Origin of the sequence: Kitasatospora sp. NPDC059088 (genome assembly GCF_042738155.1) — a bacterium.
Taxonomy (GTDB): domain Bacteria; phylum Actinomycetota; class Actinomycetes; order Streptomycetales; family Streptomycetaceae; genus Kitasatospora.
The window spans coordinates 1-12,130 of the sequence record NZ_JBHYGR010000208.1 but is presented as its reverse complement, the minus strand read 5'-3'; the positions used below and the strand labels follow the sequence as shown (position 1 = coordinate 12,130).

General features: G+C 73.4%; 10 protein-coding genes. All 10 read right to left on the bottom strand.

The window, feature by feature from the left end; all coding sequences use genetic code 11:
* Nucleotides 1–92: 92 nt before the first annotated feature.
* Complete coding sequence (locus ACFWXO_RS43215; protein ID WP_380532178.1) at nt 93–2,087, bottom strand: AAA family ATPase; 1,995 nt, start codon at nt 2,085–2,087, stop codon at nt 93–95.
* A 70-nt stretch (nt 2,088–2,157) separates the two neighbouring features.
* On the bottom strand, nt 2,158–2,967 hold the full coding sequence (locus tag ACFWXO_RS43210; RefSeq protein WP_375889969.1) for an Fpg/Nei family DNA glycosylase: 810 nt from the start codon (nt 2,965–2,967) through the stop codon (nt 2,158–2,160).
* Between the two features lie 78 nt (nt 2,968–3,045).
* Nucleotides 3,046–3,912 (bottom strand): AAA family ATPase, encoded by an 867-nt coding sequence (locus ACFWXO_RS43205; protein ID WP_380532181.1) that lies wholly within the window; start codon nt 3,910–3,912, stop codon nt 3,046–3,048.
* 344 nt (nt 3,913–4,256) lie between these two features.
* Nucleotides 4,257–4,685, bottom strand: a complete 429-nt coding sequence (gene aroQ / locus ACFWXO_RS43200) for a type II 3-dehydroquinate dehydratase (RefSeq protein ID WP_375890060.1) — start codon at nt 4,683–4,685, stop codon at nt 4,257–4,259.
* A gap of 8 nt (nt 4,686–4,693) precedes the next feature.
* Entirely contained in the window at nt 4,694–5,785 is a 1,092-nt protein-coding gene (aroB, locus tag ACFWXO_RS43195; protein ID WP_375889972.1) for a 3-dehydroquinate synthase, read from the bottom strand.
* A complete protein-coding gene (locus tag ACFWXO_RS43190; protein WP_380532174.1) occupies nt 5,778–6,299 on the bottom strand; it encodes a shikimate kinase in 522 nt (173 codons plus the stop codon). Before ACFWXO_RS43190 ends, aroB begins: the two co-directional genes overlap by 8 nt.
* Nucleotides 6,296–7,480 (bottom strand): chorismate synthase, encoded by a 1,185-nt coding sequence (gene aroC, locus ACFWXO_RS43185; protein WP_375889974.1) that lies wholly within the window; start codon nt 7,478–7,480, stop codon nt 6,296–6,298. Before aroC ends, ACFWXO_RS43190 begins: the two co-directional genes overlap by 4 nt.
* Nucleotides 7,481–7,659: 179 nt before the next feature.
* The gene (locus ACFWXO_RS43180) at nt 7,660–8,490 is read right to left on the bottom strand and encodes a shikimate dehydrogenase (RefSeq protein ID WP_380532170.1); all 831 of its coding nucleotides are present in this window, start codon (nt 8,488–8,490) and stop codon (nt 7,660–7,662) included.
* A gap of 51 nt (nt 8,491–8,541) precedes the next feature.
* Nucleotides 8,542–10,467: an endolytic transglycosylase MltG gene (gene mltG / locus ACFWXO_RS43175; protein WP_380532167.1), complete on the bottom strand. Its 1,926-nt coding sequence runs from the start codon at nt 10,465–10,467 to the stop codon at nt 8,542–8,544.
* Nucleotides 10,468–10,655: 188 nt separating this feature from the next.
* A complete protein-coding gene (gene mltG / locus ACFWXO_RS43170) occupies nt 10,656–11,891 on the bottom strand; it encodes an endolytic transglycosylase MltG (protein WP_380532164.1) in 1,236 nt (411 codons plus the stop codon).
* Between the last annotated feature and the right edge of the window lie 239 nt (nt 11,892–12,130).

Below are 12,130 nucleotides of genomic sequence, written 5' to 3'. Positions count from 1 at the left end.
CGGCCTCGTACTGGACGTACTTGGGCGATTCGGGCGTGCGTCCAGGCGGGATGCCCGGCGTCGCGCGCCTGGCAAGATCCGCCGGACAGGCCCTAACCGGCCAGCTCCCGCAGCCGGGCCCGGCTCCGCGCCGCCAACTCCGGGTCGTCCAGTTCCTCGGCGAGGGCGAGCAGCAGGGTGTGCGCCTGGGCCTCCTTCGGGTACGCCTTGCGTTCCTCGGCCCGCCGCACGCAGTCGCCCGCGTCCGCGACGGCCAGGTCGAGCCGGCCGAGCGCGCGGTGGGCCCGGGCGCGGACCAGCGGCAGCTTCATCAGCATGTCCCGGTCGTCCGTGTCCACGGCCCGGGCACCGGCCTCCGCGAGCACGGCCAGCGCCTCCTCCGGGCGGCCGTCGGCGATCAGGGCCTGCGCCAGGTTGTATCTCTGCACGATCTCGCCGTGGGCATCGCCCCGGTTCTCCTCCAGCGCCAGCGTGAACCGCTCGACGGCGTCACCGGGCCGGCCGTCGGCCAGGCACAGCAGGCCGTCCGTCTCGTACAGCACGCCCACCACCTGGCGGTTGGCCACCAGCGGCACCTGCTCGGTGGCGAGCGCCAACTGCTCGGCGGCGAGCCGGAAGTCCTGACGCTCGTAATGCGCCCGGGCCAACTGGTTGTGCATCCGGACCACCGCGTCCGGGTTGTTGGCCCACCGGGCCGACTCGATGCCGGTCCGGTGGGTGGCGATCCAGTCCTCGTAGAGCTTCCGACCGTGGTAGAGCGGCCACAGCGACTCGCACAGCCACCACGCCTCGTCGTGCCACTGCTGGTCGGCCGCGGCCTTCACCACCGCTCGCAGGTTCGCCCGTTCCGCGTGCAGCCACTCCAGCGCGTCCGCTCCGGACCGGAAGCCGGGCAGGGCGTCGCCGGTCGGGTCCTGCAACCGGAGCCGCGGCCCGGTCGCCCGGTCGGCCACCGACGCCCTGCCCCGGTAGTACGCCACCGCCCGCGCCAACAGCTCGGTGCGGTCGGGCAGTTCACGGGCGCAGAGGTAGGCGTGGGTGCGCACCACCTCGTGGACCTGGAAGCGGTCGTCCACCCCCTGGTCGACGACCACGTCCAGGAGGTGGACGGCGCACAGCTCGTCCAGGGCGTCCTCCGCCCGTTCGATGCCCACCGCGGCCGCCAGTTCGGCCGACACGAACGGGCCCGGGTGCACACCGATCAGGTGGTAGAGCGCCCGCCCCTGCGGCGAGAGCCGCTCGTACACCGGGTCGTACGTTCCCCGCAGGTTCCCCTCGTCGTTGTCCAGCACCGCCAACCTGCCCTCCTGGTGGGACAGTTCGGCGATCACCTGACCCACCGACAGCCGGCCCCGGCGCAGCAGCTGGCTGCCGACGGCGTTCAGCGCGATCGGCAGCCCGTCGCAACGCTCCACCAGCGCCGCCACCTCGTCGTCGGTGCCGCGCTCGGCGCTCAGCCAGCCCCGCACCAGCGCGGCCGCGGCCGTCGCGCCCAGGCGGTCCAGCTGCCGCACCTCGGCACCGTCCATCCGCAACGCGTCCAGCCGCCGCCGACTCGCCACCACCACCATCCCGCTGGAGGGCAGCAGGGCGCGCACCTCGGCGGCGTGCTCGGCGTTGTCCAGGAGGACCAGGCAGCGCTGCTCGGCGGTCACCGTCCGGAACTCCCCGAAGCGCTCCGCCTCCGCGTCCGGCGGGCGGACCCCGAGAGCGCGGAGGAAGCCCTCCAGCACTCCGGCCAGATCCACCGCCGAGCGGTGCCGGTAGGCCTTGAGATCCGCGTAGAGCACACCCCCCGGGAAGCGCTCCGCCTGCTCCATCGCGAACTTGGCCACCAGCTCGGTCTTGCCGACGCCGCCCAGGCCGGTGAACACCACGATGGCCGGTCCGCCCCGCTCGGCCTCGCCCGAAGCGGCGGTGAGCGCGGCGAGTTCGCGCTCCCGGTTGACGAAGCTCTTCCGCGGCGGCCTGACCTGGTACGGGACTCGGTGCTTCGGGGGCAGCTGGACCGTGACGTTCCCGCCCTGGACCACGTTGCCGTGCACCACCGTGCCCGACAAGCTGTTGGACACCTCGTAGCCGTCCACCCGCGCGCTCCCTCCGACCAGCCCGGGCCCAGCCTACGGCGTCGGGTGGTCCCTGGCGCCTGAATCCTCCTCAGGCCGCCTGGCAGGTCGGGCACCAGAACAGGTTGCGCGCCGCGTGCGCCTCCGTCCGCACCTCCGTGCCGCAGACCAGGCAGGGCATCGCGGCGCGGCGGTAGACGTAGACCTCGCCGCCGTGGTCGTCGACCCGGGGTGGGCGGCCCATCGCCTCGGGGGTGTGTTCGGGGCGCACGGTGTCGATCCGGCCGGCGGCGGCGCCCTGGTGCATCAGGTCGACCAGGTCGGCCCAGATCGCGTCCCACTCGCGGCGGGTGAGGTCGCGGCCGGCCCGGTGCGGGGCGATGTGGTGGCGGAACAGCACCTCGGCGCGGTACACGTTGCCGACCCCGGCCAGCACCTTCTGGTCCATCAGCAGCGCGGCGACGGTCGTGCGGCTGCCCGATATCCGGCGCCAGGCCGCCTCCGGGTCGGCGTCGGCGCGCAGCGGGTCGGGGCCGAGGCGGGCGGCGACGGCGGCCTTCTCGGCCCCGGTGACCAGCGCGCAGGTGTTGGGGCCGCGCAGGTCGGCGTAGCCGTCGTCGTTGGCCAGCCGCAGGCGGATCAGCCCCACCGGCTCGGGCGCCGGGCCGGTGCCGAAGGTGAAGCCGCCGTAGAGCCCGAGGTGGATGTGCACCCAGCCGCTCTCCTCGAAGCCGAGGAAGAGGTGCTTGCCGGTGGCCTCCGCGCCGATGAGCAGCTGCCCGTCGAGCGCCTTGGCCTCGTCGGCGAAGCGGCCCTGCGGGCTGGAGACCTGCACCGGGCGGCCGCCGAAGGCCTTCCGGTTCTGGCCGGCGAGGCGGTGGATGATGTGGCCTTCCGGCACGGACGTCAGCTCCCCGGGTGGTTCTGGCAGGACCCGTCCATCATCTCAGCCGCCCCCGGCCGCGCCCGAACCCCGTGGTCAGCGGACCGGCATGCCCATCAGCCGGGCCAGGATGACCCGGTCCAGCTCGGCGGCCGTACCGGCGACGTCCAGGTACGAGTTGTCGATGATCGGCAGTCCGGAGTTGTACCAGCCGGCCATCCGCCCGTGGATGCGCGCGACCTCCTCGTCACCGAGCCGCCTGGTGCCGCCGCGGCGGGCGTTGCGGCGCAGCACCGAGTCCAGGCTGGGCAGCAGCACCACCGGGATCATGCCCGGGCCGATGTGCCGCTTCCAGCCGCCGAGGCCGATCGCCGGGCGGTCCGGGAAGACGGCGTCGTCGATGATGCAGGAGATGCCGTTGGCCAGGTAGTTGCGGCAGGCGAATCCGCAGGTCCGGCGGGCCAGCCGGTACTGGGCCTCGGAGGCGTTGTTCCAGCCGGCCTGCGGGTTGGCGAAGCCGGACTGCACCCACTCGCGGACGTCGTCCAGGCTGATGTGCGCGGTCGGGGTGCCCCGGCGCTCGGCCCAGTACCGGGCGACGGTGGTCTTGCCCGCCCCGGCCGGGCCGATCAGCAGGACGGCGATGGGGCCGGCGGGCGTGTGGCGCTGCGAGGGGTGGGCGGGGAGCTGGACGGGCGTGCCGGCGGGCAGCACGAAGTGCCCGGTGCCGCCGGCCGGGAGGGGCACGGGCGGCGGTGCCGCGGCGGGGACGGACACGGGGTTCGGCGCCGCCACCGGGTTCGGCACCGGCACGGGGTTCGGGACGGGGGCCGGAACCGTGACGGACGCCGCGGCGGGCGGCGGCGACGGAGGCGGCGGAGGCGTCGCGGCGGGCGCGGCGGGTGCGGCGACCGGGGCCGGAACGACCGGCGGGGACACCCCCGCACCGCCCACCGGCGGCACCGGCGGAGCGGCGGGACGCGGCGGGACCTCCCCGCCTCCGGCGTACTGCGTCACGGCACCTCCCGACACCTCTCAGCGGGGACATTACACGGCGGCCCGGCAGCGGGCACAGTCCGCCGCCGGGCCGCCGAACGCGCCCTGCTCGCCCGGCCACGGGCGGTTTCGGCCCAGGTCGGCTCGTGGTCGACCCGTGGTCGACCGGCGTCAACTCGGGTCAACCGTCGGCCAACTCGCGCCCGTCACAAGGTCAACTCGCGTCGAATCCGGTCGGTTCCCGTCACAGCCGTTCAGCGACCGTCGACGGCACCCGAAACCCGCGCCCCAAGGCCCCGCCGCCCCGCTCCTCAGCGCGCGGCGAGCTGCTCCGCCAGCGCCCGCAGCGCCAGCTCGTACGACCCGATCCCGAAGCCCGCGATGGTGCCGGAGGCCACCGCCGCGATCACCGAGTTGTGCCGGAAGGTCTCCCGCGCGTACGGGTTGGAGATGTGCACCTCGATCAGCGGCGCGGTGCGCTGCGCAGCGGCGTCCCGCATCGCGTACGAGTAGTGGGTGAACGCGCCCGGGTTGATCACCACGGGCACCTGCCCGTCGGCCGCCTCGTGCAGCCACTCCACCATCTGCTGCTCGGAGTTGGTCTCGTGCACCTCGACCTCGAAGCCGAACTCCTTGCCCAGCGCGGTGCAGCGCTCGACCAGCCCGGCGTACGAGGTGGCCCCGTAGACGTCCGGCTCCCGGCTGCCCAGCCGGCCCAGGTTGGGGCCGTTGAGCACCATCACCCGGGTCACGCCGAGACCTCCGCGTACGCGGCGACCAGCAGCGACGGGTCGGGGCCCTCCAGCACGGAGGTCTTGCCGAGGCCGTCCAGGACGATGAAGCGGATCAGGTCGCCGCGCGACTTCTTGTCGATCTTCATCGCGTCCAGCAGCTTGGGCCAGGCGTCCGCCCGGTACGTCAGCGGCAGGCCGACCGAGGCCAGCACGGTGCGGTGGCGGTCGGCCGTCTCGTCGTCCAACCGGCCCGCCAGGCGGCCGAGTTCGGCGGCGAAGACCATGCCGATGGAGATCGCCGCGCCGTGCCGCCACTTGTAGCGCTCGTTGCGCTCGATGGCGTGGCCGAGGGTGTGGCCGTAGTTGAGGATCTCGCGCCGGCCGGACTCCTTGAGGTCCCCGGAGACGACGTCGGCCTTGACCTGGATGGCCCGGCGGATCAGCTCGACGGTGTGCGGGCCGGCCGGCGTCCTGGCGCCCTCCGGGTCCGCCTCGATCAGGTCGAGGATGGCCGGGTCGGCGATGAAGCCGCACTTGATGACCTCGGCGAGGCCGGAGACGTAGTCGTGCTTGGGCACGGTCTCCAGGGTGCCGAGGTCGGCCAGCACGCCCACCGGCGGGTGGAAGGCGCCGACCATGTTCTTGCCCTCGGCGATGTTGATGCCGGTCTTGCCGCCGACGGCCGCGTCGACCATGCCGAGCAGCGTGGTGGGCATGGAGATCCAGCGCACCCCGCGCAGCCAGGTGGCCGCGACGAAGCCGGCCAGGTCGGTGGTGGCCCCGCCGCCGAGGCCGACCACGACGTCGCTGCGGGTGAAGCCGGTCTGGCCGAGCACCGACCAGCAGTACGCGGCGACCTCGGCGCTCTTCGCCTCCTCGGCGTTGGGCACCTGGAGCGCGATCGCCTCGTACCCCTCGCCGGCCAGGTCCTCGCGGACGGCGTCGGCGGTGGCGGCGAGCGCCTCCGGGTGGATGATCGCGACCCGCTTGGCCCGGGTCCCGATCAGCGGCGCCAGCTCGCCGAGCAGCTGGTGCCCGATCAGCACGTCGTACGGGTCGTGGCCGGCGCTGCCGCCGACGTGAATCCTGACGGTGGTGTCAGTCATGGGGGGTGTTCAGCTCCAGTGCTTCCAGTACGGCGTCCGCGACCTGCTCGGGGGTGCGGTCGGCGGTGTCGACGACGGCGGTGGCCACCTCCAGGTAGAGGGGGCGACGGGCCTCCATCAGCTCGCGCCAGCGGGCCCGGGGGTTGACGGCCAGCAGCGGGCGCGGGGCGTCCAGGCCGACCCGCTTGACCGCGTCGCCCAGCGGGACCTCCAGGAAGGCCACCGGCAGCTCGCGCAGCAGCGCGCGGGTGGCCTCGGCCATCACCGCGCCGCCGCCGAGCGCCAGCACCCCGTCGTGTCCCTCGGCGGCCGCGCGCACGGCGCGGACCTCCAGCTCGCGGAAGTGCGGCTCGCCCTCGTCGATGAAGATCTCCGGGATGGGCTTGCCGGCCAGCGCCTCGATGTCGGCGTCGGTGTCCCGGAAGCCGACGCCCAGGCGCTCGGCCAGGACCCGCCCGACGGTGGACTTGCCACTGCCGGGCGGGCCGACCAGCACCACGACGGGCTTCGTCATCGGATGATCAGGTTGTCGAGGTAGCCCTGGACGTTGCGGCGGGTCTCGGAGACGTTGTCGCCGCCGAACTTCTCGTTCACCGCGTCCGCCAGCACCAGCGCGACCATCGCCTCGGCGACGATGCCGGCGGCCGGCACCGCGCAGACGTCCGAACGCTGGTGGTGCGCCTTGGCCGGCTCACCGGTGCGCACGTCCAGGGTCTGCAGCGCCCGCGGCACGGTCGCGATCGGCTTCATCGCGGCCCGCACCCGCAGCACCTCGCCGGTGGACAGGCCGCCCTCGGTGCCGCCGGAGCGGCCGGAGGTGCGCTTGACGCCCTCGGGGGTCGGGACGATCTCGTCGTGCGCCTGCGACCCGGGGACCCGGGCCAGGTCGAAGCCGTCGCCGACCTCGACGCCCTTGATCGCCTGGATGCCCATCAGCGCGGCGGCCAGCCGCGCGTCCAGCCGGCGGTCCCAGTGCACGTGCGAGCCGAGGCCCACCGGCACGCCGTACGCGAGCACCTCGACCACGCCGCCGAGGGTGTCGCCGTCCTTGTGGGCCTGGTCGATCTCGGCGACCATCGCCTTCGACGCGTCCGCGTCCAGGCAGCGCACCGGGTCGGCGTCCAGCCGGGCCTCGTCCGAGGGCAGCGGCAGCACGCCGGCCGGCGCCTTGGCGGCGGCCAGCTCGACCACGTGGCTGACGATCTCGATCCCGGCCACCTCGCGCAGGTACGCACGGGCGACCGCGCCCAGCGCGACCCGGGCGGCCGTCTCCCGGGCGCTGGCGCGCTCCAGGATCGGCCGGGCCTCCTCGATCGAGTACTTCTGCATGCCGGCCAGGTCGGCGTGGCCGGGCCGGGGGCGGGTCAGCGCCTCGTTGCGGGCCAGGCCCGCCAGCACCTCGGGGTCGACCGGGTCGGCCGACATGACCTGCTCCCACTTCGGCCACTCGGTGTTGCCGACCATGATCGCGACCGGGCTGCCCATGGTCAGGCCGTGCCGGACGCCGCCGAGGAAGGTCACCTCGTCCTGTTCGAACTTCATCCGCGCCCCGCGGCCGTAACCGAGCCGGCGGCGCGCCAGCGCGTCGGCCACCACGTCGGTGGTGACCGGTACACCGGCGGGCAGGCCTTCCAGCGTCGCGACGAGTGCGGGGCCGTGCGACTCCCCCGCCGTCAGCCAGCGCAACGTACCCAACGGAGCTCCTTCATCAGCGGGCCGGCCCACGGCACCGCCGGGGCCCGCCCGAGCGTGCCTTCTGTCCGAATCCTTTCATGACCCGGCAGCCCCCGGGGGCACAGTCCGCGTGACGGACGGCAACCGGTCACTCCACGAAACGATTCGGCCGCGCGCGACGGCACGTCCGGCCCGGGGGCTCAGCCCCCGGCCAGCGCCCGCTCCCCCGCCCCGCGCATCGCCGCCAGCGGCCCGGGCGCCCGCCCGGTGAAGGCCTCGCTCTGCAGCACCGCCTGGTGGACCAGCAGGTCCAGTCCGCCGAGGACGGTCGCCCCGCGCGCGGCACAGGCGGCGGCCAGCGCCGTCGGCCACGGGTGGTACAGCACGTCGAAGAGCGCCCCCGGGTCGGTGGGCAGCCCCGCGGCGAAGCCGTCGGTCGCCCCGACCGGGGTGGTGGAGACGGTCAGCGGCCGCTCCAGCGCCTCCGCACCGCGCTCCCAGTCCTCGGTCCGCACCGCCACGCCGAGCCGCTCGCCCAGCTCGGCCATCTCCCGGGCCCGCTCGGCGCTGCGCACGTAGACCGTCACCTCGCCGGTGCAGACCTGGGCCAGCGCGGCCAGCGCCGAGGAGGCGGTGGCCCCGGCCCCCAGCACGGCAGCAGCGGACACCTCGGCGATGCCGCGCTCGCTCAGCGCGTTGACCAGGCCGGGGACGTCGGTGTTGTCCCCGGTGCGCCGCCCGTCGGCGGTGAACACCACGGTGTTCACCGCGTCCACCGCCCGGGCCGTGGCGCTGACCTCGTCCAGCAGCGGGATGATCGCCCGCTTCAACGGCATGGTCAGCGACAGCCCCGCCCACTCGGCCTCGTCCAGCCCGGCGAGGAACCCGGGCAGGGCGGCCTCGTCGACCTCGAAGCGGTCGTAGCGCCAGCCGTCCAGCCCGAGCGCCGCGAAGGCGGCCCGGTGCAGGTCGGGCGAGAGCGAGTGGGCGATCGGCGAGCCGAGGACGGCCGCCCGGTGCTTGCTGGTCAACACTGCCTCTCCGTGAACGACGGTTCGGTGACGGCTACTCGGTGGTGCCGCCTACTTCGTGGTGCAGTGCAGGCCGACCTTGTCGAAGCCCTGGCCCGCCGCCTTGCAGTACGCCTCGACGTTGGCCGCGTGCTCCTTGTCCGTCTCGGCGAACAGGGTGTTGGTCGGGGACATCGCGATGAAGTACAGCCACTTGCCGTCCGCCGGGTTGAGCACCGCGTTGAGCGCCTCGTCGCCGGGGTTGGAGATCGGCGTCGGCGGCAGGCCCGGGTTGATGTAGGTGTTGAACTTGTTGGACCCGTCGTTGATGTCCTTCGACGTGAGCTCCTTGCGGCCCAGCGAGTACTGCAGCGTGGTGTCCATGCCGAGCGTGTGGCGCACGGCGTCGCTGGCCAGCCGGTTCTGGATGGTCCTGGCCATCTTGGCGAAGTCGCCCGGGTTGTTGCCCTCGCGCTGCAGGATGCTCGCCTCGATGACCACCTCGTAGCCGTTCTTGAGGCCCGCCTTGGAGGCCTGGCCGTCGAGGTTGGCGTACTTGTCGGTGGCGGTCTTCACCATCTGCTTGAGCAGGTCCTCGGGCTTCATGCCGTCGGCGATGTTGTAGCGGGTCGGCCAGAGGAAGCCCTCGATGTTGCCGTTCGCGTACGCCGGCAGCCCGAGGTCGTTGACCTGCGCCTTGGCGACGCCCGCCGTGGTGCCCTTCTGGAGCTTCAACTTGCTGTCGATGGTGGCGTAGATCTCGGAGGAGTTCTTGCCCTCCGGGAACACGATCGCCGCGCCGCCCGCCTGGTCCAGCAGTTCCTTGACCGCGGCCGCGGCCGGCATCTCCTTCTTCAAGGTGTAGAAGCCGTACTGGATCGTGGTGCACTTGGGCTCGGCGTCGCAGGCCTTGGTGAAGGCGTCGACGCTCTTGACCACACCGGCGGCCTTGAGGGCGGCACCGATCTGCCCGCCGACCGCGCCCTGCTTGACCTCGATCTGGACGGAGCCGGTGCCCTCGCCGGTGAAGTCCGGCGGCGGACCGAAGTGGTCCTGGTAGAAGCCGTAGCCCCACCAGCCCCCGCCGCCGAGCAGGCCCAGCAGCACCACGGCGACCACCAGGCAGGCGCCGCCGTTGCGACGGCCCGCCTTCTTGCCGCTCTCCTTGCGCTTCTTCTTCGCCTCGCGGGAGTCGTCCTGCTCACCGAGGAAACCGCTCTGCTCGGCCTCGGCGTGCTCGTCGAGGTAGAGGTCGCCCTCGTGGTGCTCCTCCGCGGCGCGGCCGTCCCACTCCCCCTCCGCGGGTTCGTGCGCGCCGCCGACCGGATCGGCGCCGGACTCCAGCGCGGCGGCCTCGGCCTCCCAGTCGATGCCGTCCGGGCCGGGACCGGAGGCGGCCTCGGGCTCCACGGCCGGGCGGGCGCGCCGCGGCCGGGCTTGCTGCGGAGCGGGCTCCTGCATGCCGGCCTGCTGCTGGGGCATCCCCGGCTGCATCCCCTGCTGCACCTGCTGCGGCATGCCCTGCTGCTGCACCGGCATCTGCTGCTGCCCGTAGCCCTGCTGGGGCATCCCCTGCTGCATCTGCTGCTGGGGCATGCCCTGCTGCATCTGCTGCGGGTAGGCCTGCCCCTGCTGACCCATGCCGGGCTGGCCCATGCCCGGATGACCCATGTCCTGCTGGCCCATGCCCTGCTGCGGGTACCCCTGGTCGAAGCCCTGCTGCGGCATCTGCTGCTGCGGGTACCCCTGCTGCGGCATGCCGTGCTGCTGGTACCCCTGGGGCGGCATCATCTGCTGGGGGTGGCCGTTGTGGATCTGCTGCTGCGGGTACCCCTGCTGCGCGTCCCCGTACGGCTGCTGGCCGTGCTGGTCCTGCTGCGGGTACTGCTGCCACTGGCCGTCCTGCTGGCCGGGGACCGGCTGCTGACCGCCGTACCCGGGATCACCGGGGTGCCACGGCTCGCCCTGGGGGCCGTAGCCCCCACCCAGATCGGTCATTGATCCCCTTAACCGACGGTGACGACCGGAGGATCGGACCGGCCGTCCGGGACGACGCGGTCCCGGCTGATTCTCGAACCGGCGTGCTAGCGCAGCGCCTGGGAGGAGACGTTACCGTACCGCAGCCGTACCCCCGCCCGGGCGGACGCACTGTCAGTGAGCGACCTCACGCTCGGCGTACGGGGCCGTCACGGGGTGGCGGCGCCCGGTGTCGAGGGGGTGGCGGCGGCGTTCGGAGCGGGCGAGTCCGGGGCGCTCGGCTTGGCCGCCCGGGCGGCGTTGAACTCGGCGACGTTCTTCTGCTGCACCTCGAAGCTGTCGGTGAAGCGGGTGTCCCCGGGCTTCACGGTCACGAAGTAGACCCAGTCCCCCGGCGTCGGGTCCAGCGCCGCCATGATCGCCTGCCGGCCCGGGTTGGAGATCGGCGACGGCGGCAGGCCCGGGTGCAGGTAGGTGTTGTACGGGGAGTCCAGCCTGGTGTCGGTGACCGTGGTGTTCAGGGTCGAGCGGCCGAGGGCGTAGTTGATGGTGGAGTCCAGCTGGAGCGGCATCCCCTTGGCCAGCCGGTTGTAGATGACCCGGGCCACCTTGCCCATGTCCTCGGTGTTGTCGGCCTCGCCCTGGACCATGCTGGCGACGGTGACCAGCCCGTACAGGCTCTGCCCGAGGTTCTGCGCGACGACGTTGGCGTCGTCCCGGCTGAACTCCTTGCCCGCCCGCTCGACCATCTGCTTCAACAGGTCCAGCGCGGTGGTCCCGTCGGTGACGGCGTAGGTGGCCGGGAACAGGTAGCCCTCGGGGCTGCCCTTGGCGAAGTCCGGGAGGCCGAGTTCGGCGCCCTGGTCCTGGGCGGCCTTCTGGGTGGTGCCCGCGGGGAGGTTGAGCTTCTTGTCGATCGCCGCGAAGATCTGGTAGCCGCGCCACCCCTCGGGAATGGTGAGGCCGTTGGCGTTGGCCGGGTCGATCAGGACGGACAGCGCGGCGGCGGCCGACATCTTCTGCTTCAAGGTGTACGTGCCGGGCTGGATCCGCCCGGCGGCGGCCGCGCTGCCCTTCGCCGCCCGGGTGAAGGCGAGCGAGCTGGCCACCACCCCGTTGCGGACCAGCGCGGAGGCGATCTGGGACAGGCCCGCGCCCTCCGGCACCGAGACCTGGACGCTGCCGCTGCCCTGCCCCGCGTAGTCGGCGGCCGCCGCGGGTTTGCGCTGGTGCTGGAACCAGGTGTAGCCGGTGAGCCCGATCCCGCCGAAGACGGCGACCAGGGCGAAGGCGGTGAGTCCGCAGGCCAGTCCGTTACGCCGTCGGTGCGGATCCGGCGCATCGGAGCGCGGCCGGGGCGCACCCGGAGGACGGCCCTCCGGCTCCAGCACCGGCGCACCCAGGTGTCCCGGGGTGAGCCCCGGGTGGAAGTCCTGGTCGGTCATGGCTCGCGGTCCCCTCGGCGGTCCCGAATCGCTGAGAATCGCTCCGAGCCGACGCGAATCGATGCAGATCGATCCGAAACGGACACGGAAACGAACGAAAGAGGGGTGGGGGGGGGCGGGGGACCCCCCCGGGGGGGGAGGCAGGGGGCCGGCCGCGCGCGGCCGTGTCAGGCGATGCGCTCGACGTGGGCGAAGATGACTCGTTCCTCGGAGTGCTGGTCGAAGCCGCGCTCGCCGCT